We start from the raw sequence: 22,952 nt of genomic DNA, 5'->3' as shown, positions 1-22,952 counted from the left end.
TTACGCACCTTGATCTGCTGGCTTCGATTCATCGATTCGAACAGGCACGCCATTCCTTACACGCTGTAAGCCTTGAGTGATGACAACATCAGTCGGTTTCAGTCCTGATTGGATGATGATGCCAGTTTCAACTTGAGTACCAAGTACAACATTGCGACGCTCAGCAACGTTACCTTCCGTTACAACCATAACGAAATCGCCTTCAAGGTCGGTCTGAACCGCACGGCGTGGTACTGTTACTACATCAATCGCTTCTTTTTCCATCAATTCAACACGAACGTGCTGACCCGGAAGTAGGCGCTGCTCTGGGTTTTCAACAATGGCACGCATCGCCAATGTACCCGTGTTTAGGTTGATACGGTTACCCAAGAAGTCGATCTTGCCTTGCTGATCAAACACACGACCATCTTCTAGGATAATATTCACCGCAACACCGTTAGACTCGTCAGAGCCGTCACCTTCGATGGCATCCATACCCAGCGCTAGACGCTCACGCTCACTGATACTGAATGAGGCATAGATAGGATCCATACTCACCAGCGTCGTCAACACGCCTGATGAAGGAGAAAGCAGATCACCAGTACTGACTTTACTGTCGGAAATACGACCCGTGAACGGTGCACGAATGGTGGTATAAGAAAGGTTCACTTCAGCCACTTTTAGCTGAGCTTTACCGGCTTCAAGTTGCGCTCGAGCACTCATTAACGTTGCCGTTAATGCATCGAACTCAGCTTGAGAAATATTGTTGGATTTAACGAGGTTTTTGCCACGCTCAAAATCAAGCTCTGCTTTTTTAAGAGCTGCCTCAGCTTCGGAGAACATCGCTTTCGCGCTAGCTACCTGAGCTTCGAAAGAAGAAGGTTCAATGGTATATAACTCTTGACCTTTTTCGACAATTTGACCTTCTTGGAAATGACGTTCCATCAAGTAGCCCGTTACCTGAGCGGTAATGGCAGTATCTTCTACCGCGTCCATACGTCCAATGTAAGACTTGCTTTGTTGATGTGGGACGACCTCTACGGCAGTAGTCTGCACAAGAGGTGCTGGCGCGTTTTGCGTCGCTGTTGTTGATTCACCGCAACCTGCTAAGAACAGTGCAGAGATAACACTAGCAACTAGTATTTTTCTAGGCATTGAAACACCCTATTTATCTTCTGAAATTGGAACAAGCTTTGGCAGACTAACAAATCACAAGTCCGATGAATGTCCGAGAAGTATTAATAGTTACCATAAAAGTGTTTCAAAATACAACAATCTGTTTTTACAACGCTTTTTCACTTTCCTGTGGGAATGCGAGATCATGTAATGTCATAAAATCAGAACGAATTTTTTGTTCTAGGTGCGTGGCGAGTTCTGTTGGGCAAAAAATCATGACATGGACGATTTGCTCGCCCGTCGCGCCACTTGAGATATGAATATGTGGCTCAGAGCCCGGTAGGTCTACACCTGCATGTTTTTCTATGACGCCGTTATAACGCCTAGCAACATCGATAAAGCTCTCGCTATGGTGCTCTATTTTAGCCGTCAGTTCAGGGAGCAATGGGAATAGGTTTTTAAATCCAGGAACAATGATAGAAAAGCCATGGTAGACATAGCGCTTCATAAAGTTAAGATTCTTTACCGGATAGGTAAAAAACATGCTGTTAGGTAGAGTTATGGTTTTTCCTGTGAAATGGTATTGACCATGATAAAGATCGATCTCTTGAATCACGGTTGCCATCAGATTGTGTTCGATGACTTCCCCACTCGTCTTGCCAACTTCAATCCAGTCGCCGATACGAAATGACCGAGAACTGGCACGTTGAATCGATCCCGTGAAACACAGGATAATTTCTTTGGAAGCCACCACAATAGCCACAGCAATCGCCGTCACTGAGAGCGCAAACTCACTAATTTCTGACTTCCAGACCAAGAACAAGGTCACTACGATAATGGCAAACGAGCCATTTTTAGTGCGCGACATCCATTTACGTTGGTCCTCAGACAAAAACGCCACATCTCCCCGTATTCCTGACAGGGTTATGCGGCGTATGACGAGTATGAGAGTGACAACCAAGACGCTCAACAGCAGTTTGTTTTCTGCCAAAAATGTAATGATTTTCTGAACGTCTTCCATGGTCGCCTACTACTGCATTATGAATGTCTCCTAACGATAACGAATCGCTGTGTCTTTCGCAATTTGCACTATCACATTCACAGCCAATTCCATCCCTTGAACAGTAATAAACTCATGAATGCCATGGAAATTGTAGCCACCAGTGAACACATTTGGACATGGTAAACCCATAAACGAAAGTCGAGCCCCGTCCGTGCCACCGCGAATTGGTTTGATGTTTGGTTTAACCTCACACGCTTCCATTGCAGACTTAGCAATCTCGATAATATGTGGGTGAGGCTCCACCTTCTCACGCATGTTCGAGTAGTTGTCAGTGATCGTTAGCGACACTTTGTCACCATGAGCATTAAACGCTGCTACCTTATCTTCTAGGTAGGCTTTACGTCTTTCTAGCTCTTCACTATCAATATCACGAATAATGTAATTCAACGTCGACTTAGTGACAGACATCTCTGCATTGCTTAAATGATAGAAGCCTTCATAACCAGATGTGCACTCTGGCGTTTCTGCTGCCGGCATATCAGCATGGAATCTTGACGCTGCCGTCATCGCATTAACCATTTTACCCTTTGCGGTGCCTGGATGAACGCTCACGCCAAGAAACTCAACCACAGCGGCTGCGGCATTAAAGTTTTCATATTCAAGCTCGCCTACAGGACCACCGTCTACCGTATACGCCCACTCTGCGCCGAATTTCGCTACGTCAAATAGATCGGCACCGCGACCAATTTCTTCGTCGGGTGTAAAGCCAATTTTAATGTCTCCGTGAGGGATCTCAGGATGCTGAAGCAGATACTCGACCGCTGAGATGATCTCTGCAATACCAGCTTTGTTGTCAGCACCAAGTAGAGTTGTACCGTCTGTCGTAATGATGTCGTGACCGTGCAAATCGTGAAGGTCTGGGTATTGAATAGGTGATAAGACTTCATCACCTTTGCCAAGCGCAATGTCACCACCTTGGTAGTTTTCAACCAGCTGTGGTTTCACGTTTTTGCCTGACGCATCAGGTGCCGTGTCCATGTGGGCAATAAAGCCGATCGCAGGCACTTGCTCTTGGATATTCGATGGAAGGGTTGCCATCAGATAGCCATTAGCATCTAAAGAAACGTTTGATAATCCCAGTGAGTTCAACTCTTGCTCAAGAAAACGAGCAAAATCTATCTGTCCTGGAGTACTCGGGCAGCACTCTTGCGACGGGTTGGATTGCGTGTCAAACGTGACATATTGAAGAAACCTGTCGAGAAGACTTGTCATATTTTCACCTATAGCTTTGGGGGGAATCTCTAAACTCATCATACGGATTAAGCCCCGAGGGAAATTGCGATGAATCAGGTTTATCTGATTTGAAGGTAATTTTCTTAACTTAATATACTCATTTACAAACAAATATACGCCTAACGACCTACGCCCTAGGTTCAGCGTTAGAGGGGGGATGTGAGTTATATATCTAACTGGAATAATAAGTGACAGTTCTATGACGATGAGAGCAGATACGATGAACCATCCACATTTTCTATCGACACCAATTGCGCGACAAACGCAAACAAAACGTCAGAGTAAAGCTTGTCCAAAAGAGCTAGAGCGAATCGCACTGGTTAAACAGATGCAAAAGCAAGGCGGCTTAGGCGCTCATACGCCTTGTCGTTAGGCTACAGATACAAAAAAAGCACCCTACGGTGCTTTTTCTCTCGCGATATTATCGATAAAGACCGATATCACGCTGCATATGGCTAGATAGCTCATTTGCGTGGTAAGTTGGTTCTACATCACCTTTACCGAACAAAATATCTAGGAAGTGTGCAATCAATCCTTTGAAGTTAACCGCGTAGGTTTTCTTATCCATAGAGGGTGCGATAGCGATGGTTTCGATGTTCATTGCTTGTGCCATGATTGCCTCTCTTAAAACTGGGTAACTCGTTGTTGTTGATGGCAATATTAGGCAAAAAAACGTTGTTTAAAAAATGACAAATTTTGGATATTCGGATTAGTTATTCTAATAAAACAGATTATTAACAAACACTTGTATGACATATGCGAACATGGCGACTATTTATTCATAAAAAATCAATACTGCCGAATTATTACGCATTGGCCTTATTAAGTCGCACAAATTGTTACCAGAATGATAAAGAAAAACCTCCCGTTAAATGAGAGGTTTTTCGCAATTAGCGTTAGCTATTCTTATTGACGACTTCAGGAAGCTGTTTTTCTTTATAGATAGAAGCGAGTGTCGCTACTGTCATCGTCGTCATAATGACGCACAGAGAGATCCAAGTTGGGATTTCCCAAGCCGATCCAACCAACGCCATCTTGATACCAATGAATATCATGATGAACGACAGAGCTGGCTTAAGGTACACGAAGCGATTCATCATTCCCTCTAACACAAAGTAGAGCGACCTTAGCCCCAATAACGCGAATACGTTAGCTGCCAATACTAAGAAAGGCTCTCTGGTCACCGCAAATATCGCCGGAATTGAGTCTAACGCAAACAAGATATCCATAAACGCGATGACACCAATGACGACCAACATCGGCGTAAACACGCGCTTGCCGTTTTCAATAATCGATAGTTTGTTGCCATGGTATGACTCCGTCACTGGCAATAAACGTCTAATTAAACGCTCTGGCAATGGATTAATTTCATCCTCACCATGATCACGAGCTAATTGAATACCGGTCCAAATCAAAAACGCCGCAAACAGATACATCACCCAGTGGAACTGAGACAACAGCTGAGCCCCTACACTGATCATGATTGCTCTTAACACTAGCGCGCCAATTACACCCCAAAGCAACGCACGTGGGCGCAAATGCTGAGGTACTGTGTACTGATGGAAGATAATTGCAAACACAAATAGATTGTCGACACTCAGCGACTTTTCTAATAGGTAACCAGTTAAGAAGGATACGGTCGCCTTTTTAGCCGTGTAATCACTGTCCGGCGCATAAAAGTCCCAAAAGAAATAGATAGTCGCTGCAAAAACAAATGCCAACACAAACCAAAAACCGCTCCAAATAGCTGCTTTTCGAATCGTGATTTGTCCGCCGCGAGTTTGATAAATATCCAGTGCCACCAACGTAAGCGTCAATAACAGGAAACCAAGATAGATTGATGGGCTCATAAGTCCTCCAGACGGAAGGACGAGGGATCTTGGGTCGACCTTCCGCAAACCAATAAAATACCAGTGCACTAGATACACTGATTCTATGATTGCGTTGGTCTCGTCAAAGCACGTTAGAGCGCTCTTATTTGCCGGATAAGTTGCTTGCTATATAGAGCAATAACTTAACGAGATGACGACAAATAAACGGGTGACTACTCCCCAAAACGGGTGAATTCTATGACTATAAATTAGTGGTGTCTATTAAAAAGATCCCAAAAACGAAAAAACCAGCATAATGTAGGATGCTGGCTTCACGTCTTGGTATGTAAAGTATTGATTATGCTTTAACTTTAGTCGTTGTTTTCTGGTTTGTTTCTTTCCAGTACTGAATACGACAACGATGAAGTTGGGCACGTCTCATTTTTTTCATGGTTAACTCCTTCTAAACTTTACGCAATCCACGTTACTCATCGAATGTAACAGTGAAATGACAACCGTAAGACCATTGTGTGACACAGTGAAGGAAGTCGTTGTTTGCCTCTAGTTGGCGTTCGACTCACGATTCCAAATAAGTTGAATGCTCTCTGTGTCGCTGGTCATCAATAGCGTTTCTGTTGCTAACGTATTCTGAATCTCATTTTTCCTGACCCAGGTAAATAATTTGGACGTGGAAATGGGATATAAGTTCAAAAATTCAATCAGTTTCTTATCCGCAGTTTGAGCTGTGCCCTGATTGAGCAATTCTTCAACAGTCACGCTTTCCCCGCCAACACTGGCTTTAATGAGATGATAACTGTCTTTGCGAAGCGACGTTTGTACATGCGTGTAGTTATGTACATTGAATGGAAATGTGTAGGTAATTTTGCTCACTAAGTCGTCGGGCTCTACGTAAATAACCACATCAAGTTGGATACCACGGTAAACCTGTTCGAAGCTGCAGTATTCGACGCCCTCGGTTTCACCACAGTCGTAGGTCTCCGACAGGGCTTGTACTTGCTGTTTTGTGCTGATATCGAGAACACCGGAGACAAACTGGGTCACCCATTGCTCGCTCGCAAGCGAGGCATTGCCATACAACAAAAGCAAAAGAAGCAGCGTTCTATTCATTGCACTCTCTCAAATAACATGACGAAGAAAAACGGTCAAAGACAGCCTATCAATTTATCTAACAACTCCCCTCCTCCCCTCACTCTCATCCCCTGAGGCGATTTTGTGAGCAACTGCAAATTATGAGGCGTAGTCATTCGGAAGGATGTGGCGATGATTCACTCAATTTATATTAGCGTTGGAAAACTAAAATAAATGGAATGAACATGAGACAAAAGACCCTACTTGCCTGCATGCTATTTGCTTCGCCAGCACTATTCGCATCACCGTATCTTACGGTTTCAACGTCGACGACAAGCCGTGACTATCCTATTGTTGCCGACGAACCACTAGTTATTCCTCTGACTAAAGACAAATACCAGCTTAAAATCTCTGGCATTGACGGTGACTGTACTAATGAGTTACCGAACAAAGTGAAGTTTAACACCCCTATTCCGCTGCTCTGTGGTAGCGACTCTGTGTTGCCACTAAATATACGTTTTACCGGAGATTACTCGTTTACCTACAGTGCAGAAGATCATTCTTTAGTTTTTAAACGACAACCTAAAAAAGTCGCTAAAAAAGAGTTCAAGCGACCAATTCCAAATGTTCAGTGTGAAACTCTTCCAAGCGAGCCTCAAGTTATTGCGGTTGGAGACAGTTACCCTGATGGCACGCAATTGCGCGATGTATTTACCAATGACATTGTGACCGTTAAGTCAGGCAAGGTTACGGTGAAACCTAACCAAGCATCTGGTGGCTTAACTTTGCTAGAACCCGTTGAAGCCACTCCAAAATCAAATGCGCTTAACTATCGCAATGCCAACATCTATTTTGTCATGGTTGATAGGTTCAACAACTCGAATCCTGGTGCGCCGCAACCGTATGGTCGCCAATCTGATGGCAAGGATAACATCGGTACGTTCCATGGTGGGGATCTCAATGGTATCACTGAGAAGCTCGATTACATTAAAGCACTAGGGACCAATGTCATCTGGCTCTCGCCAATTGTTGAACAGGTTCATGGTTTTGTTGGCGGCGGTGATAGCGGCTCTTTCCCATTTTACGGCTACCACGGCTACTGGACACGCGACTTTACCAAAATTGATGAAAGCTTCGGTAACGATGAGGATCTAAAGCGTTTAGTGGATGAGGCACACAAGCGCGGCATTAAGGTCCTGCTAGATGCCGTGGTTAACCACCCTGGCTACTCCACGCTTGCAGACATTAAATTTGATGAACTAAACGTACTTAAGCCAGAGCACCAGCTGCCAGAAAACATCGCCGCTTGGCAACCCAAATCATCAGAAAACTGGCATAGCTACCATTCTAATATCGACTATCAAAGTGATGAATGGACGCACTGGTGGGGACCAGATTGGGTGCGCACAGGCTTACCTGGCTATGAACAACCGGGTTCAAGTGCTATTACGCTTTCACTTGCTGGGCTACCTGATTTTAGAACCGAATCCACCAAGGCGGTGACGCCGCCTAAATGGCTTCTAGAAAACCCTGGTACGCGCGTAAAAGCGAGAGAGAATCAGACCGTTGCTGATTATCTTATTGAATGGCAGACCGATTGGGTCAAGCGCTTTGGTATCGATGGCTATCGCGTTGATACCGTTAAACACGTTGAAGGTGATGTTTGGCAACGCTTAAAAGCAGAAGCGACGACCAGCCTTGAACAGTGGCGCGAAGAAAACGGCAAGCAAGGCCAACCATTTTGGATGATGGGCGAAGTATGGGGACATAGTGCTCACCGCACGCCTTATTTTGATGATGGTTTTGACGCATTGATCAACTTTGATATGCAGAAGAAACTAGATAAAGGCGCCGCGTGTTTTAGCCAAATGGCAGAGACATATCAGAACTATGCCAACTCGATTCAAGAATCAAAAGACTTCAACCCAGTAAGCTACATGTCATCGCACGATACCGAGCTGTTCTTCAGTCGATTCAAAGATTACACCATGCAGCAAAACGCCGCGAACGCGCTACTGCTTAGTCCTGGTGCCGTTCAAGTCTACTATGGTGATGAAGTGGGTCGAAACATAGGACCCTACGCCGATGACTTCCACCAAGGCACTCGCTCAGATATGGTCTGGGAGCTTAACAAAGACAAGCAAGCACTGTTAAAACACTGGCAGACTCTTGGTCAGTTCCGTGACCGTCACCCAGCAGTTGGGGCGGGTGAGCACAAGGTCATCGATAACGATAACGCCTATGTTTTCTCTAGAGAGCTAGACCAAGATAAAGTCATCGTTGCTTACTTTGGTAAGTAGAGAAAAAGAAACGTAGAAGCATTAAAAAAGGCTCCTCGGGGTACATCCTTGGAGCCTTTTTGTTTGCTAAAACACTCAATGAGTACCCTACTTTGTCGTTCTTTCTCGACGTAGAGCACGTCAACTTATAACTGATTTCAACAGCAACCTATTCCCCATAATCCCAAACTACAACATGTACTCCGTTTTAAGTCCCTAAACCTAGCAAAACCTTTTCTTCTAAGGAAAATATTCAGGCGGTAAAGCGTGGTGATATTTACAAATTTGTTCTAGTTAAATAGGTAACGATCAAAAAAGGAACATGATTATGGCAGGTGCAAGCTTACTCACCCTCATTGATGACATCTCGGTACTCATGGACGATGTCGCCGTTATGTCGAAGGTTGCGGTTAAAAAAACGGCCGGTGTACTTGGTGATGATCTTGCCGTAAATGCTGAGCAAGTCAGCGGTGTTTCAACCGAAAGAGAGCTTCCCGTGGTCTGGGCAGTCGCTAAAGGCTCTCTCCTCAACAAGGTAATATTGGTCCCCGCCGCCTTGCTCATAAGTTTATTCATTCCATGGCTCATCACACCGCTACTTACCCTTGGTGGTGCTTTTCTTTGCTTTGAAGGGTTTGAAAAAATCCACCATTGGTGGACCCATCGAGGGCAAAAAGCATCTGATGTAAAAAAATGAAGCTGCGGTATCAATGACGGCTGAAGAGTTTGCCGAACTCGAACAACAAAAAATCAAAGGCGCAATCCGCACCGATTTTATTCTTTCTGCTGAAATTGTGGTGATTGCTCTCGGCACTATGATGGCTCAATCACTGACCATGCAGGCTGTCAGTTTAAGTATCGTTGCTGTACTAGTCACCGCTGGCGTATACGGCTTAGTCGCTATCATCGTAAAGCTCGATGACGCTGGACTCTGGCTTATCAATAACAATACTTCTAAAAGCGTCTTAAAGCAGAAACTAGGGCTCGGCCTTCTAAGCTTTGCACCTTGGTTAATGAAAGCTCTTGCAGTCGTTGGCACGATCGCTATGTTCTTGGTTGGTGGCGGTATTATTAGCCACGCGATTCCTTGGCTTGAGCACTTAAGTGCTGCGCAGGCAGATACCTTCAATCATATTCCAAGCCTTGACCTATTCTGGGAAAGCATTGGTGCTAGCATGATTCACCTGTTTAGCGGTGCTGTTCTCGGTGCTGTTTGCTTTGGGTTGCACCACGTTTACACCAAGATAAAAGGTTCAGCCTGACCAACGTAATGTCACTGGCGTATAACTCGTCTAGATACAAACTTAATGACCTATTCACGACCCCGTAAGATAACCACAAGCCACAACTGATTTAATACCAATTCAAACAACAATAAGCCTAGATAGGCATTAAGGAAGTTGAAATGAAAAGTGAATGGGTCGGTGGGTTGATGATCTCGAGTTTGGTCGCATTTGGTGCAAACGCATCTGCGCCAGCGTCAATCAATCTAGGTATTTTAGGTGGTGAGAACTCTGAAGCCCAGATTGGCAACAACCAATGTGTGGTTGAGTTTATGCAAGCGGAACTTGGTGTGAAAACCAACATCCGAAACTCAAGTGACTACAACTCAGTCATACAAGGTTTACTGGGTAAGAAAATCGATTTGGTCATCAACATGTCGCCTAAAGCGTTTGCCGAAGTCCATCTTAATGATCCAGAAGCAGTGGACATCATCGGTTTGATTGCCGATAACACGGATAACTCTCGAGGCTACCACTCGGTTGTTATCGTAAAAGCTGACAGCCCTTATCAAAGCATCGACGATTTACGTGGCAAGGTATTCTCTTTTGCAGACCCAAACTCTACCTCCGGCTACTTGATACCAAACAACCAACTTCAGCAGCAGATTGGCGGCACGATGGACAACCGTTTTAACGGTTTCTTCGACACAATCAGTTTTTCGGGCGGGCACGAGCAAAACATCGTTGGCGTGATCAATGGTCAGTTTGATGCAGCAGTCTCTGCGTCAAGCATGGTTGGTGATGAATCGATAGGGTATTCAGCAGGCGCTCTCCATCGCTACGCAAAACACGACCCAGAGGTCATGGATAAGATCCGCGTCATTTGGCAATCTCCACTTATCGCTAATGGTTCTACGATTGTTAGCAATGATTTAGACCCAGCGTTTAAAGAAAAGCTGGTTGCTGCCGTGAAAAAGTTGGATAAAGAAGATAACGAGTGCTTCTCGAAAGCCGCTGGCGGATTAAGACACCTTGCCGATACGAGCATAGAAGAGTATCAGTCGATCATCGATTTGGTGTATGCGACGAAGTTTGTGCAGCGCTAAACCAAGCTTGCACAGAGCTAACTAAAGCACAAAAAAAGTAGGCTCATTACTGAGCCTACTTTTCAATCTGAATTGCTAAGAGTGTCTATGACAGCTCTGACAATTGGTCTGAGAACCAGATTTTGCGTTGAAAACGTGGGTTCTTAGATGACATATCGATTTTATATGGGTTCTTCTCAAGCGCACGCTGAGGCACGTTTAGGATTTTACAAAGCTCTTGCGCCAAGAACTTCTCAATCTTCAACACAACCATCTTCTTACGCAGGCGACCCTGCTCATCACGGTTTAGGATCGTTGGCATGGTGTTCAGCGTCAGAATCTCACCAAGTGCAGGGTGAGACATACGCTCACGCCCTTCTGTGCTCGCGTAGAAGTGCGACACAGTAAATACCATACGCTCAGGCTTTAGCTGCTGGAGGAACTGACAAGATTGAACTACTGTCGAGCCAGTGCGGACCATATCATCAAACAGAACGATACTTGGGTTCTCTAGACCCTCAAATGTATCTTCGCTCTCTTTATGCAGCGTGATTTCAACTTTGCGCTCGGCCGTACGCTCTTTGTCCAGCATGATGAACTTCGCTTTGTTTAAGCCCAGCTTCTTGTAGATCTCTTTAACGAAATCACGAGCGCCTTTGTCTGGAGCACATAGAACCAGACCTTCGCCTTCTGGACCGTAGCTTAGAATGTTTGAGTTCAATAGGTAGTGCGCGTAAATCTCATAAGGAATCAGGTTGTAGAAACGCCCTTTGAACACTTCAGTAAACATCTTCTGCACGGAAACCGAGTGGTTATGTACTGTAATAACGTCATCGACACCAGCAAGCTTAAGCATTTGTGCATAAAGCATCGCCGTGAATGGTTGACCATCAAACTTCTTGATATCAGCAACGTCACGCTCCGCCGACTTATCACCCAACTCAGGACGAGCACCACGGTCTTGAGCAGAGAAAAACAGGTCAGGTTCAACTAAAGTCACACGGCTAGCGCCATTTTCTTTCGCCGCACGTGCAATGATCAAGTTGTGCATTGCAAGCTCTTGACGGCTAGTGACCAGATTGCCCGTGCTGACAATCACTACGGTTTTGCCAGCTAGGCTATTACCAATGTTGTCCATGTCGTTCTCATCAGAGATAAAACGTGGGCAAAACTCGGTATTCATAAAGTGCTTCATGCTGATGACATCGGAGATATCTTCATGCTGCCCCATCGCATAGGCGACATCGATTGCAAATGGGTTATCAGATGAGTTGCTAACAATCACTACGTCACTAGATTGTTCGTTCAGAGTGCTCATGGTATTCCTTATCAAGAAGAAGCGAAGTGGGTTGCGGGTATTCTAGTGGTAAACCACACAAAATGGCATCGGAAATAGCAAGTTTATGCGTAATTAGGTGGAGAACAGCATCAAGCAAACGTTTTCCAACTGAAAATTGCGTCTATTTTCACCATTTCATTTAGTCGAAGGCGCTAATTTCGTCATTTTTTCGTCAAGTAATTGATCTTACGCAGCGATACCGTCATCTATCGCCCCTCCCCTATATTCAGCCAGCAAAGCAAACGCTAGAATCCCCTCCAAATTTTATTTGGCAAAACAGGAAACAGCTTCTGATGACTACTCCAACTCAGTTTGAACTTTATGACATCCTCAAAACCTATGAGGACAACTACCAAAATGGTCCATTCTTTGATGCCAAATACCCGACTCGTCCAGCGGTAACACAGACTCATAAAATCTTCGACTTTGAGGTTAACTCTCGGCTTGGTGTTCCTGCGGGTCCTCTACTAAACAGCCACTGGTGTGATGTTTATGCGAAGCTAGGTTTCGATATTCCGGTATACAAAACAGTAAGAAGTGTTGAGCGCACCTGTCACCCAGCACCAAACTGTGTCTTCCTCGATACCAACGAACAGTTCAACAACCGCGACATCAACACAGAGATCCACCCAGGTGCTCGCCCATCACTCGATGAAAAAATCACTATCACTAACTCGTTCGGCGTACCTTCTCTAGCGCCATCGGTGTGGATGAAAGACATCGAAGAAGGCAACCGTAAGATGGGCAAAAACCAACTCATGATTGTTTCGGTAAACGGCACTCCAGGTCTTGCAGAGCGCGACCTTGTTGAAGACTACGGCTACGTTTCATCAATGGCGAAAGAAGCTGGCGCTAAAGTTGTCGAAGTGAACTACTCTTGCCCTAACCTAGGCGGAAGTAAAGAAGGCGCGCTGTTCTCTGATCCAGAAAACTCTGCTCTAGTGTCTAAGAAAATCCGTGAATCTATCGGTGACACACCACTTCTTATCAAACTAGGTTGGATGCCAGCAGAACAGCTAGAAAAAGTTATCGAAGCAAACCGCCCATTCGTTGATGGTTTCGCTGCAATCAACACCATCCCTCGCCAAGTAGTCACTCCAGAAGGCGTTGCTGCACTGCCAGGTGAAGGTCGTCTGCAAAGCGGTACGTGTGGTTACGCGATTGGTAACTTGGCAGAAGAAGTCACACAAAACCTGATCGATCTTCGCACTAAATGGAAAGATGATTTCGTTATCTGTTCTGTAGGCGGCATGATGAATGCTGAAGACCTACACCGCCGTCTAGATATGGGCGCAGACATGGTGATGAGTGCGACTGCTGCAATGTGGGACCCTTACTTGGCTCAGAAATTCCATGAGTACAAGTAAGCGACTGGGCTAGGTTTAGCTAGTTGAGTAAAGAAGGCTATTGGTGCTAGAAATGGTGCCAATAGCTTTTGTCCCCCTATCAGCACGCGTATTCTAAATCCGTGCGTTCCTTATGAAATCACACATTTTTCAATCATGCGCCAGCCAATATAGATAGCTGCCCCACCGAGCACTAACTCGGAAAGAATTAAGAAGAAAAACAGAAGCCACTTGTTCTCATAGTAAATATTGTTGAGGGTCCGAGTGTAAAACGCTGGAACAAGACTTTTGCCGACGTAGATAACAATAGCAATAAAGAGAATAGAATTAACGAGTTCTGTGTTGGTTATACAGCTAAACATAAAATGCCTTTACGATTTACCCAGGTAGGGTGTCAGAAACTCGCTAACTTGCTCACTGCACAAACCAACCTCCACCTCTACTCCTGCTTCCCTTAGAATTGCTATGCCTTTACCGCTATTGCGGGGATCGGGGTCTAACATGGCTACGACCACCTTCTTGATCCCGGACTTAACGAGTGTCTCTGCGCAAGCTGGTGTTCGGCCTACGAATGAGCATGGCTCAAGCGTCACGTAGGCTGTGATGTTGTCCATCGGACCTGAGTATTTGTTTAGAGCTTCTACTTCAGCGTGATTGTAGCCGATGGGTTGTGTGAAGCCTTCGGAGACGATTTGATTGTCGTCGACGAGGACGCAACCGACTGGTGGGTTGGGTTTACAGTTTGGGAGGGCGGATTTTGAGAGTGTTAGGGCTTTGAGCATGTGGGATTTGGGCATTGGGGTATCCGTATAAAAAAGTTGTTGTGCAGTCGCTGACATAATTGCTACAAGGCAAACGATAGAAGCTTAGAACAGAAGATTGGCTGAGACACAAATACAAAGCTATTATCGCTATAGTCGTTTGTTAGCTTCACACCCCTCGCTAATGTTGTTAAGCCGTTTGATACCATTCGTTGTAGTGTATATGTTAATGGCATGATTTAAAGGAGTATTATCATGAAAAGGACAAATGTTATTGCGTTGGCAAGCCTTGTTACGTTTATGGCACCATCAGCTTTGGCGGAAAAACCGGAATGGGCGGGAAAAGGGAAACCAAACCTAGAAGACGTAAAATCGCTTTCCGATTTGAATAAAGCTGAAACTCAAATTGAAGAACGTGAAGATGAACTTGAAAAACTAATCGAAGAAAAAAAGAAAAGGCAAAGAAAGCTAAAAGTAAAAAAGACAAGAAAGCTTTGGAACGCGAGTTGGAAGAACTTGAAGATGAGCAAGAAGAAGTAGAAGAGCTAAAAGAAAAAGTTAAAGACAAAAAGTCTGGATTCGAAAAGCAGAAAGAAAAGAAAGCGGACCAAGCTCAAAATGAAGTAGACAAAGGCTCAGAGCAAGGGCAAGAAAAGCGAGAAGAGAACAGTAAGAAATGGTGGAAGTTTTGGGAGTAAACTTAGCCAGTAAGTGTCAATTACGATTTCAGGGTAATTCAATGCAAATTGTTTACCCTTTCCAATTTCTTCGTTTCTCTCTGGTTCTCAGCCACAAGAAAATGTCCAAAACAACAACTAAAACTAGACCTGTAAGAGCCAGCATGTTGTGACTTTGGTGTGTTAGACCAGGAATTGAAATCAAAGAATACGTTGGACCAAGCTCGCCTGAGTCTGTGAAAAATATTGGGAACAGTATCAATAAAGCGTTCGAAAGCCCCCCAATATAAGAATTTAATTCCCTTTCTCGATAGTCAATCCAGTAATGAGTGACAAGGTGGAATATTGCAAGAGCTAGCCAAACTGGGAAAAATCGATAGAAGAGCAACACTGTCCCCCAACCATAGCTGGCTGTTTTTAGCGCAATCGCCACAACTAAAGCTGCAAACGCAACGTTTAGACCGTTTTCTTTAAGTAGCTTTTGCTTGTTCATTCGCATGGACCTAAGCTCAATAATTTTAAGCTTAGCACGCTAGATGATTGTGAAACTGCCTAACGCTAAGCTAGGTGCAGCGAACCGACTACTGAACCCAAGCAAGGCCACGTAAACACTGAAGCCAATTGAGCTAAAAATGCCAAAGGTTTAGCTGTCACTCTTAAGCAATTTGTTTGGTGCTACGATGCTAATTCGTCCATAACGCATTGCTATGCGTATTTTCCGATGATCTCAAAAAGATCATCGACTGTACGTGCTATGTAATCAGGTTTACACCCCCAAGACTCTGGTACTGAGCGACTGTACGCTGCCGCCACTGCAATCACACGAGATTCTCCGCCAATTGCAGTTTGTAGGTTACGCGCAAATTTTACGTCTGCTTCATGGTCTCCTATATACATAAAACACTGAGTGTTCGTATGACCGAAAATTGAATCAATGCATTTGAGACCACCAAGTGCGTCAGGCTTTTGGTTCCCATTGGAAACATCGTTATAACCTACTATTGCCTTGAAAGGTGCGGCTATCGAATTGTTCTCCAGTAAGCGGCGAATATTGTTTTGCGAGTTCTGAGAGCAAATACCGTGAGGAAGATGAGAGAACTTAGTGACTACGTCTTTGATGCCTTCAAACAACACTACTTCCGTTGTGTTTTTTTCTTGATGTTCCGCCCACATACCTCCAGCAATCAACATTTCCTCATGTGTTAACCCGTAATAGTCAACGTAAAGTTCTTGCCAATTTTTAGCACTATGGTTGGCTTCATGATACGACTCTTCGTCGCGTAAATACTTAGGTAAAAACTCTCCAGTTAAATGTGGTGCGACAACGGATAAGATAGCTTTTGTAATATCAATATTCTTAGGGACTGAGTTTACAAGAGTCCCATCATAGTCCCACAATACTGCATCTAGTTTCATTTTTACCTCTACACTGAAACACCAAATCTGAACGTACAATTTACTTCAAAATGGCGAATTCGCATAACGCCTAGCTAACGGGCGATAACGCTATACCACCCAACTTAAGTTTTGTGCCCTAAACACTGAAGCCGATTTGCATGGAAGTGGCCAAGCGTTAGGAGTCCCTGTTAAGCGATTTGTTAAGTTACTTTTTAAAACGGATATGCTCGTGCCCACCGATTGCTTTTTTGCCATTTTTACAAAACTCTCGCCACAGGCTTTGACATTGTAAGTTAGGCCACAACCAACTTATGTAGTGTATGTGACTACCGCAGTCCCAATGATTATCAACTACAGCCCTGTCATTGAGGTCAAAGAAAATAGATGCCAGTATCTATGATCATGCCGATAAAACAAGTGAGCTGTAGTTCTTTTCACTTGCAATGGCGCTTGAAACAACTTTTTTATTGCTTTCTGCGCATCAGTACTCAAAGGGCCAATTCCATTACTTTGTATCGCATGCAAATTCTTAGCTGAAAGATGCACATTTTCAGGTACTTCTTCAATGAACTTGCAAGCATGTAGGTACGGGAATTCAATTACGTTAGCCGCAGAAAGGCTAACAAGATACTCGAGATCCTTACCGGTAACAGTTAACTTGGAACATATCTGCTTAATTTCTTTTTTCGAGTCAGCTTCGAATAAGCTGAATATATCTGGTGTCATATAAGTCCTGTAACTTAACGCCGCAATAAGCGGTGAATGAACGCGTGCTATGTTTGAGCGTAAGCGAGTCGGCACGCGTTCATGAATCCGACTTAATTGCTTTGTTATATGCCGCCTCAAGACATCTAAATATTCTGGTTACCGAGCTTTTTCCAAAATGAGTTCAAGAACTCATGTTCCGTTTTAGACAAAGGATATTGGTATACATTTCCCTCGCGAATATTCGCAAACGTCATTTCCTTAGTATCTGATTCAAAGATGATTCCCTGGGTAGTAAATTCGGTTAAAACTCCAAGACACTTATTCACTCGTTTGTTTGCCAAGGTTTCCTTGTTTGCCATAACAAAACTTTTTAAGGTTTGAGCTGAAGCTTGTTGGTAATCTTCGATTTTTGGAACAATGATAGGAGTGTCATCTTCCATTACAATATCTGTCACATTGAGAGCTATCATCCCCCGACTTTTCGAAGAGCGATCAGTCGATAAGCGTGTTTTAATTTGCTTATTAGCTTCTTGTACTCGCTTACCTAGTTGCTTAAATGACTTCATGCGTTTGCATTCTACATAAAGTCGAGTGCCGTCTATGTCTACGACAAGATCAGATATACCCCTCAAGTCGACAGCGTACCCTGCCTTAATAAAGCGAGAAGCAACTCCAAGCTCAAATGCAAAATCTCTAGATTGGTCTTTAGTGGTAGCATTTCTGAATCTCTGCCCTGAAGTCATTTTTTTGATTGGTTCTAAGATTTCTTCGGCATCAAAGGACTTGTAAACATTCATAATACGAACAAGCTCATTGGCTTCTTTGTGTGCATTCATGAAAACAGTAACGCTTTCTTTTGCATCCTTTGGTCCAGCCCCCTTTAAAAATTCTTCAAGGTCTTTTTCATACGTACCAAATCGAGTCTTTTGGTAGGGTACTCCAAAGCTGCTAATCCATTCACATGCTTCAGTATACGCTTCTTCTACTTGCTTACTATCGTGAATAAACTTTTCACAATCAGGTTCGATATAGTTGCTACTCAATACAATATCCTTAATAACATCAATGAAATAGGCATATAACGCCCTGCTAAGGGGTGAGCAACGCAATACCGAAGCCGCCGCAAACCACCTTAATCACTAAATTCAACGCACAGTAAAAATGCCACGTGTTGCGAATCCCTCTTGAGCAGTTTGTTAGGGCTCTATTTCATGAAATTCTAGGGCTTTAGGATATTTACTCCGGCCATGTAACAACATTAAAATCGGCATCGTCGCATATATTATTCCCAATATGAGCATTACCCAATCGACTGTTTGAGTTTCATCTTTTGAAAACATCGCTAAAGAAGGGACAAAGCTCCCAGCAACCATCGCTAAGCCAACTGCTGCAGCAGTGCTAAATATTAGCTTGGGGCTGTTTAGCAAAATGTTAAGAGGGAATTTGTAATTGGATTTTCGTGCTGTGTAAACCCGACCAAGATCTTCAATTCCTTTGGGTATTCCTTTCATAGTTCCCAAAAATTCAGGGTAACGCTGTTCACTATCATGTAAAATTTCAATCGTTGCCCCATCGTTGGGGTCTAAGTATTTGAAGTTAATTTTCAAACAGTTATTGTCGCTCTGCTCTACTTCAAAACCATTAGTGTCCTTTGAGTACTTTATCAGTTTATAGCTTAAAATTCGGTCTTCTTTAGGGAAGTTTAACGTTATTGGGTCTGTATCCACAATACAATCCCCATCTAGAACTTCAGTCCCTTTATTCCAAATAACAATACTAACTTTGGTTAATCTCTCAACTTCCCGGCCTTTATAGGTAACGCAAACTTCAGGAGGAAGGTTGTCTTCTTCACGTCCCAGTAATTTTAGAGAAGACTTCTGATATACAGGCTTCGCACAGCTCTTAGCTACCTTGAAAGAAAATATACCGATAATACCTAATACGATTCCTACAACACCGATTAGCGAACCAACCCAACCTTGATTGAAAAAATCGAAAACACTTTGCAACAATTTTTATACTCCTATTAATTATATAAGTTTACGCATTGAGCCCTAACGCTTATTAGACGGACTATTTCCGTATAAGTCCTTACATTTTGCACTGAGTCTATATGAAACTCAAATACTATCAAACAGTTATGTGACTATCCCTTAGTTGAGGGAAGAAAATACGGATAAATTCCGTGATTTTCCTGAAAATCAGGGTTATGCGGAGTGGCGAGCATAAGTTTGGAGCCCGTGGTGAGTAGATTCCTGCCTGCGCAGGAATGACGTGAACTGGGAGTTTTGGACTCGTAGAAGTACTTTATCAGCTAGAAAGTTGGTGGGGTGGCGGCGCTGATTAGTTCACATTCTACTTTACCCTTGTTGCGGAAGCGGTGAGGCTTTCTGGTTTCGAAGTAGTATGAATCGCCTGCTTTGAGCACGCGAGTTTGGCTGCCTACGGTGATTTCTATTTCGCCACGGATGACGACACCGCCCTCTTCACCGTCGTGTTCGATGAAGTCTGTACCTGTGTCGGAGCCTGGTGGGTAGATTTCGCGGAGGATGGCGAGTTGTCGGCCTTCGCGTTTTGCGCCGACGAGGAGCATTTTGATTTTACCGTCGCCTAAATCTGCCATCTGTTCAGCAGTGAAGAAGATGTCGTCTTTAGGTTCGACGTCTAGGGTGAAAAACTCGCCCATTGAGATTGGAATAGCATCAAGGATTTTCTTGAGTGAACCCACGGATGGGTTCACCAAGTTTTGCTCTATTTGAGAGATCATGGAGTTGGTGACGCCGCTTCGCTTGGCGAGCTCTCGTTGCGACAAGCCGCGCATTGTGCGAATCGTTTTTAGTTGTTTCCCTACATCCATGTCTTTCTCCCTAAATTAAGCTGTGATCTCAGCAAGTTATTTCCATTTACTGCTGACTCATCTTCATCTCTAGAAGCCTACGCTTTTCTGCCTTTGCCATCAACCACCACGCGATAAATGTGGCACAGGAGACGGCGAGTATCGTGAGTGTCGCCAGTGCGTTTATCTTCGGACTCACCCCCTAGCCTTACACTGGAGAACACCACCATTGGTAAGGTTGTCGCACTAGGCCCTGACACAAAGCTCGCAATCACCAAGTCATCGAGCGACAGGGTAAACGCCAGTAGCCAACCCGCTAGAATCGCTGGTGCAATAGATGGCAGCGTGATTTGGAAGAACACCTTCCAAGGCGGCGCACCTAAATCCATTGCTGCTTCTTCGATTGAGCGGTCGACTTCTTGAAGCCTAGAACTAACCACCACAGTGACATAAGCCGTACAAAACGTCACGTGGGCTATCCAGATGGTCATCATGCCACGTTGGCTGAAGATATCGAATACCTGCCCCATCGCAATAAACAGCAGTAACAGTGACAAGCCGGTAATCACTTCTGGCATAACCAATGGCGCAGTAATCATAAAGGCAAAGCCCGTCTCGCCTTTGAACTTACCGAATCGGTTAAGGACGAAGGCGGCGATAATGCCAAGAACCACTGCGGCACTTGCTGATAAGAACCCGATAATTAAGCTGAGTTTTACGCCGCCCATTAGCAAGTCATCTTGTAGTAGCTCAGAGTACCACTTGAATGAGAAACCTGACCAAACCGTTACCAAGCGATTTTCGTTAAACGAGTAGATGATCAGAATGAGAATCGGCAGATAAAGGAACGCAAAGCCCGCGCCCAATATCACCCATTTAAGTTTGCTGTTGTAAACTGGGATGTCGTTCATCCTTGAGCCTCCAATTCACGTTTTTGATAGCGGTGGAACCATAGAATTGGCAGCATCAGAATCAGCAGCATCACTATGGCAACGGCGGATGCCACAGGCCAGTCTCGGTTGTTGAAGAACTCCTGCCACAACACCTTACCGATTAGAACCGTATCGGGGCCGCCCAATAGTTCTGGGATAACAAACTCACCCACGGCCGGTATGAACACTAACATTGAGCCTGCAATGATACCTGCTCGTGTAAGCGGTACTAGAACCGTAAACAGTGTCGTCATTGGCTTAGCACCTAGGTCGCTCGCGGCTTCAAGCAATGAATAATCCACTCGCATAAGAGCGGTATATAGCGGTAGCACCATAAACGGCAAGTAGGTGTAGATAATGCCAATATAGACTGCAGTATCTGTGTGCAGGATTTGTAATGGCTCGTCAATGATGCCAGACATCATCAAAACGTTATTGAGCAGTCCGTTATTTTTTAAGATACCGATCCACGCATAGACTCGAATCAAGAAACTGGTCCACGATGGCAGGATAATCAACATCAAAAGGACGTTTCGAGTACTTGGCGAAGAGTGAACAATCGCCCATGCAATCGGGAAACCGATAATCAGGCAAAGTACCGTCGAGATAAAGGCGATACGAATCGATTGAATGTAAGACGAGGCGTAAAGGTCATCTTCAATCAGGTACTGGTAGTTGCCGACATTGAGCAGCAGTTGCAACTGTTGCTCAGCGTAACTCAACAGCTCTGAATACGGTGGAATCGAAATCTGAGCTTCTGCAAAACTGATCTTAAATACGATAAGAAAAGGCAGTAAGAAGAACAGTAGGAGCCAACCGTACGGCACGGCGAGTAGCAGACACTTAGGTGTCGGTACAACGCTCCAAATATTAAGTTTGGCTAGTTTCTTCATATCTTGAGTACCACACAACTTTCCTTGTCCCAGCAAAGATTGACTCTTTGCTCCCATGTAGGCATTCCTTTCCTAACACGACTGGTGTTTTGCAGCGTTGCGGTCACCAGTTTTCCTGAGTCGAGTCTTACGTGATAGATCGACTGATTACCCATGTAGGCGATGTCTTCGACGAGTCCACTACAATGATTCGGCGACGGATTCATATGATCGCACAGCGTAATTTTCTCCGGTCTCACAGCAATCGACACCGGAATACCTGGCGCACCAGAGATACCGTGGCTGATAGAGATAGGATTGCTCATATCTGGAGTGCGAACGGTTGAATGGTCGGCCTCATTGGTTTCAAGCACACCTTCAAAGATGTTGACCGAGCCAATAAACTTGGCCGCAAATTTGGAGTTCGGGTGCTCATAAATCGACTCTGGCGAGCCAATCTGTACAAACTGCCCTTTATTCATAATGGCGATGCGAGTAGCCATGGTCATGGCTTCTTCTTGGTCGTGGGTAACCATCACACAAGTCACGCCGACGCTTTCTAAAATATCGACCACCTCGAGTTGCATCTTTTCTCTAAGGTTTTTATCTAGCGCACCCATTGGCTCATCAAGCAGCAGCAGTTTTGGTTTTTTAGCTAAGCTTCTCGCCAGCGCGACACGCTGTCTTTGTCCGCCAGATAGTTGATGCGGTTTACGCTTGGCGAAATCGGTCATTCGTACCAGCTCGAGCATGTGCTTAACCGTTGCGTCGATCTCTTTGCTTGGCATACCGTCTTGTTTCAAACCAAAGGCGATGTTCTTCTCCACCGTCATGTGTGGGAACAACGCGTACGACTGGAACATCATGTTCACAGGTCGTTTGTAAGGCGGAATGTCTGCCAAATCTTCGCCATCAAGAATGATTTGACCTGCAGTTGGTTGTTCGAAACCTGCAAGCATGCGCAGTAGTGTTGATTTACCGCAGCCAGAAGCGCCTAGCAGCGCGAATAGCTCGCCTTGATTGATGGTGAGATCAATGTTGTCCACCGCTACGTGACCATCGAAATCCTTAGTCAGACCTCGAATTTCTAGAAGTGGTTTCGGTGGCACTGGGGCAACGTGTTGATGGTTGAGCTCTGTATCGAGTGACATCACTGTCATGGTAGTCTCCAAGCAAACGCGGCGACCCAAGTTGGGTCGCCAAAT

The 22,952-nt window shown here is 44.6% G+C and carries 22 protein-coding genes and 2 pseudogenes; 7 read left to right on the top strand and 17 right to left on the bottom strand.

The window, feature by feature from the left end; genetic code table 11:
• The 3 genes from AC6I8Y_RS17290 to pepT form a co-directional block, all read right to left on the bottom strand.
• Positions 1–1,134, bottom strand: coding sequence for an efflux RND transporter periplasmic adaptor subunit (locus tag AC6I8Y_RS17290; RefSeq protein WP_498022376.1), 1,134 nt, complete (start codon positions 1,132–1,134; stop codon positions 1–3).
• A 127-nt stretch (positions 1,135–1,261) separates the two neighbouring features.
• A complete protein-coding gene (locus AC6I8Y_RS17285; RefSeq protein WP_498022374.1) occupies positions 1,262–2,116 on the bottom strand; it encodes a mechanosensitive ion channel family protein in 855 nt (284 codons plus the stop codon).
• A 30-nt stretch (positions 2,117–2,146) separates the two neighbouring features.
• Positions 2,147–3,370, bottom strand: a complete 1,224-nt coding sequence (pepT, locus tag AC6I8Y_RS17280) for a peptidase T (RefSeq protein WP_498022372.1) — start codon at positions 3,368–3,370, stop codon at positions 2,147–2,149.
• Between the two features lie 220 nt (positions 3,371–3,590).
• Here pepT and AC6I8Y_RS17275 point away from each other — a divergent pair, with 220 nt between their 5' ends.
• Positions 3,591–3,764, top strand: coding sequence for a hypothetical protein (locus AC6I8Y_RS17275; protein ID WP_394150954.1), 174 nt, complete (start codon positions 3,591–3,593; stop codon positions 3,762–3,764).
• Between the two features lie 48 nt (positions 3,765–3,812).
• Here the strand turns inward: AC6I8Y_RS17275 and AC6I8Y_RS17270 are convergent, their stop codons facing one another.
• The 3 genes from AC6I8Y_RS17270 to AC6I8Y_RS17260 all read right to left on the bottom strand — a co-directional run bounded on the left by AC6I8Y_RS17270 (position 3,813) and on the right by AC6I8Y_RS17260 (position 6,330).
• Positions 3,813–4,004 carry a hypothetical protein gene (locus AC6I8Y_RS17270; RefSeq protein WP_042471324.1) on the bottom strand — a complete coding sequence of 64 codons (192 nt, stop codon included), beginning with the start codon at positions 4,002–4,004 and terminating at the stop codon, positions 3,813–3,815.
• A gap of 283 nt (positions 4,005–4,287) precedes the next feature.
• Positions 4,288–5,241, bottom strand: coding sequence for a TerC/Alx family metal homeostasis membrane protein (locus AC6I8Y_RS17265; protein WP_394150953.1), 954 nt, complete (start codon positions 5,239–5,241; stop codon positions 4,288–4,290).
• Between the two features lie 522 nt (positions 5,242–5,763).
• Positions 5,764–6,330, bottom strand: a complete 567-nt coding sequence (locus tag AC6I8Y_RS17260) for a hypothetical protein (RefSeq protein ID WP_252016989.1) — start codon at positions 6,328–6,330, stop codon at positions 5,764–5,766.
• Between the two features lie 206 nt (positions 6,331–6,536).
• On the opposite strand from AC6I8Y_RS17260, the gene AC6I8Y_RS17255 reads away from it, so the two are divergent.
• The 3 genes and pseudogenes from AC6I8Y_RS17255 (at position 6,537) to phnD (ending at position 10,899) form a co-directional block, all read left to right on the top strand.
• A complete protein-coding gene (locus tag AC6I8Y_RS17255; protein ID WP_498022371.1) occupies positions 6,537–8,591 on the top strand; it encodes an alpha-amylase in 2,055 nt (684 codons plus the stop codon).
• Between the two features lie 307 nt (positions 8,592–8,898).
• Positions 8,899–9,832: pseudogene (locus AC6I8Y_RS17250) on the top strand (DUF808 domain-containing protein).
• Positions 9,833–9,975: 143 nt separating this feature from the next.
• Entirely contained in the window at positions 9,976–10,899 is a 924-nt protein-coding gene (phnD, locus tag AC6I8Y_RS17245) for a phosphonate ABC transporter substrate-binding protein (protein WP_498022369.1), read from the top strand.
• A gap of 85 nt (positions 10,900–10,984) precedes the next feature.
• On the opposite strand, the gene AC6I8Y_RS17240 is transcribed toward phnD, so the two are convergent.
• Positions 10,985–12,196, bottom strand: coding sequence for a phosphoribosyltransferase family protein (locus tag AC6I8Y_RS17240; protein WP_042471307.1), 1,212 nt, complete (start codon positions 12,194–12,196; stop codon positions 10,985–10,987).
• Between the two features lie 314 nt (positions 12,197–12,510).
• Here AC6I8Y_RS17240 and AC6I8Y_RS17235 point away from each other — a divergent pair, with 314 nt between their 5' ends.
• Entirely contained in the window at positions 12,511–13,584 is a 1,074-nt protein-coding gene (locus AC6I8Y_RS17235; RefSeq protein ID WP_498022367.1) for a beta/alpha barrel domain-containing protein, read from the top strand.
• 350 nt (positions 13,585–13,934) lie between these two features.
• Here AC6I8Y_RS17235 and AC6I8Y_RS17230 read toward each other — a convergent pair whose 3' ends face one another.
• A complete protein-coding gene (locus AC6I8Y_RS17230) occupies positions 13,935–14,360 on the bottom strand; it encodes a bifunctional diaminohydroxyphosphoribosylaminopyrimidine deaminase/5-amino-6-(5-phosphoribosylamino)uracil reductase RibD (RefSeq protein WP_394150943.1) in 426 nt (141 codons plus the stop codon).
• Positions 14,361–14,579: 219 nt separating this feature from the next.
• Here AC6I8Y_RS17230 and AC6I8Y_RS17225 point away from each other — a divergent pair, with 219 nt between their 5' ends.
• Positions 14,580–14,864: a hypothetical protein gene (locus AC6I8Y_RS17225; RefSeq protein WP_498022365.1), complete on the top strand. Its 285-nt coding sequence runs from the start codon at positions 14,580–14,582 to the stop codon at positions 14,862–14,864.
• Positions 14,831–15,022 carry a hypothetical protein gene (locus tag AC6I8Y_RS17220; protein WP_498022363.1) on the top strand — a complete coding sequence of 64 codons (192 nt, stop codon included), beginning with the start codon at positions 14,831–14,833 and terminating at the stop codon, positions 15,020–15,022. The genes AC6I8Y_RS17225 and AC6I8Y_RS17220 overlap by 34 nt, the downstream gene beginning before the upstream one ends.
• 52 nt (positions 15,023–15,074) lie before the next feature.
• Here AC6I8Y_RS17220 and AC6I8Y_RS17215 read toward each other — a convergent pair whose 3' ends face one another.
• From AC6I8Y_RS17215 to potG, 9 genes and pseudogenes are all read right to left on the bottom strand, one after another.
• Positions 15,075–15,494: a hypothetical protein gene (locus AC6I8Y_RS17215; RefSeq protein WP_498022361.1), complete on the bottom strand. Its 420-nt coding sequence runs from the start codon at positions 15,492–15,494 to the stop codon at positions 15,075–15,077.
• Between the two features lie 212 nt (positions 15,495–15,706).
• Complete coding sequence (locus AC6I8Y_RS17210; RefSeq protein WP_498022360.1) at positions 15,707–16,417, bottom strand: HAD family hydrolase; 711 nt, start codon at positions 16,415–16,417, stop codon at positions 15,707–15,709.
• A gap of 333 nt (positions 16,418–16,750) precedes the next feature.
• Positions 16,751–17,125 (bottom strand): hypothetical protein, encoded by a 375-nt coding sequence (locus tag AC6I8Y_RS17205; protein ID WP_498022359.1) that lies wholly within the window; start codon positions 17,123–17,125, stop codon positions 16,751–16,753.
• Positions 17,126–17,250: 125 nt separating this feature from the next.
• Complete coding sequence (locus AC6I8Y_RS17200) at positions 17,251–18,150, bottom strand: hypothetical protein (RefSeq protein WP_498022357.1); 900 nt, start codon at positions 18,148–18,150, stop codon at positions 17,251–17,253.
• Positions 18,151–18,303: 153 nt separating this feature from the next.
• The gene (locus tag AC6I8Y_RS17195) at positions 18,304–19,119 is read right to left on the bottom strand and encodes a hypothetical protein (RefSeq protein WP_498022356.1); all 816 of its coding nucleotides are present in this window, start codon (positions 19,117–19,119) and stop codon (positions 18,304–18,306) included.
• A 302-nt stretch (positions 19,120–19,421) separates the two neighbouring features.
• Positions 19,422–19,964, bottom strand: a complete 543-nt coding sequence (locus AC6I8Y_RS17190) for a cupin domain-containing protein (RefSeq protein ID WP_042471294.1) — start codon at positions 19,962–19,964, stop codon at positions 19,422–19,424.
• 46 nt (positions 19,965–20,010) lie between these two features.
• Positions 20,011–20,854, bottom strand: a pseudogene (locus AC6I8Y_RS17185) (ABC transporter permease subunit).
• A complete protein-coding gene (gene potH, locus AC6I8Y_RS17180; RefSeq protein WP_498023043.1) occupies positions 20,851–21,768 on the bottom strand; it encodes a putrescine ABC transporter permease PotH in 918 nt (305 codons plus the stop codon). The pseudogene AC6I8Y_RS17185 and the gene potH overlap by 4 nt, the downstream one beginning before the upstream one ends.
• On the bottom strand, positions 21,765–22,907 hold the full coding sequence (gene potG / locus AC6I8Y_RS17175) for a putrescine ABC transporter ATP-binding subunit PotG (protein WP_042471286.1): 1,143 nt from the start codon (positions 22,905–22,907) through the stop codon (positions 21,765–21,767). The genes potH and potG overlap by 4 nt, the downstream gene beginning before the upstream one ends.
• Positions 22,908–22,952: the final 45 nt, after the last annotated feature.

Source organism: Vibrio sp. KUL78, assembly GCF_059725505.1.
Note: the sequence above shows the minus strand (reverse complement) of the source record. Positions and strands in the feature narration are given on the sequence as shown.

What these genes read in the sequence shown, in the direction of transcription:
- phnD (WP_498022369.1), top strand. Translation starts at nt 9,976, where the DNA reads ATGAAAAGTGAATGGGTCGGTGGGTTGATGATCTCGAGTTTGGTCGCA.
- AC6I8Y_RS17265 (WP_394150953.1), bottom strand. Translation starts at nt 5,241, where the DNA reads ATGAGCCCATCAATCTATCTTGGTTTCCTGTTATTGACGCTTACGTTG.
- potG (WP_042471286.1), bottom strand. Translation starts at nt 22,907, where the DNA reads ATGACAGTGATGTCACTCGATACAGAGCTCAACCATCAACACGTTGCC.
- AC6I8Y_RS17290 (WP_498022376.1), bottom strand. Translation starts at nt 1,134, where the DNA reads ATGCCTAGAAAAATACTAGTTGCTAGTGTTATCTCTGCACTGTTCTTA.
- pepT (WP_498022372.1), bottom strand. Translation starts at nt 3,370, where the DNA reads ATGACAAGTCTTCTCGACAGGTTTCTTCAATATGTCACGTTTGACACG.
- AC6I8Y_RS17260 (WP_252016989.1), bottom strand. Translation starts at nt 6,330, where the DNA reads ATGAATAGAACGCTGCTTCTTTTGCTTTTGTTGTATGGCAATGCCTCG.
- AC6I8Y_RS17270 (WP_042471324.1), bottom strand. Translation starts at nt 4,004, where the DNA reads ATGGCACAAGCAATGAACATCGAAACCATCGCTATCGCACCCTCTATG.
- AC6I8Y_RS17205 (WP_498022359.1), bottom strand. Translation starts at nt 17,125, where the DNA reads ATGACACCAGATATATTCAGCTTATTCGAAGCTGACTCGAAAAAAGAA.
- AC6I8Y_RS17225 (WP_498022365.1), top strand. Translation starts at nt 14,580, where the DNA reads ATGAAAAGGACAAATGTTATTGCGTTGGCAAGCCTTGTTACGTTTATG.
- AC6I8Y_RS17210 (WP_498022360.1), bottom strand. Translation starts at nt 16,417, where the DNA reads ATGAAACTAGATGCAGTATTGTGGGACTATGATGGGACTCTTGTAAAC.
- AC6I8Y_RS17285 (WP_498022374.1), bottom strand. Translation starts at nt 2,116, where the DNA reads ATGGAAGACGTTCAGAAAATCATTACATTTTTGGCAGAAAACAAACTG.
- AC6I8Y_RS17230 (WP_394150943.1), bottom strand. Translation starts at nt 14,360, where the DNA reads ATGCCCAAATCCCACATGCTCAAAGCCCTAACACTCTCAAAATCCGCC.
- AC6I8Y_RS17215 (WP_498022361.1), bottom strand. Translation starts at nt 15,494, where the DNA reads ATGAACAAGCAAAAGCTACTTAAAGAAAACGGTCTAAACGTTGCGTTT.
- AC6I8Y_RS17255 (WP_498022371.1), top strand. Translation starts at nt 6,537, where the DNA reads ATGAGACAAAAGACCCTACTTGCCTGCATGCTATTTGCTTCGCCAGCA.
- AC6I8Y_RS17240 (WP_042471307.1), bottom strand. Translation starts at nt 12,196, where the DNA reads ATGAGCACTCTGAACGAACAATCTAGTGACGTAGTGATTGTTAGCAAC.
- potH (WP_498023043.1), bottom strand. Translation starts at nt 21,768, where the DNA reads ATGAAGAAACTAGCCAAACTTAATATTTGGAGCGTTGTACCGACACCT.
- AC6I8Y_RS17235 (WP_498022367.1), top strand. Translation starts at nt 12,511, where the DNA reads ATGACTACTCCAACTCAGTTTGAACTTTATGACATCCTCAAAACCTAT.
- AC6I8Y_RS17275 (WP_394150954.1), top strand. Translation starts at nt 3,591, where the DNA reads ATGACGATGAGAGCAGATACGATGAACCATCCACATTTTCTATCGACA.
- AC6I8Y_RS17190 (WP_042471294.1), bottom strand. Translation starts at nt 19,964, where the DNA reads ATGGATGTAGGGAAACAACTAAAAACGATTCGCACAATGCGCGGCTTG.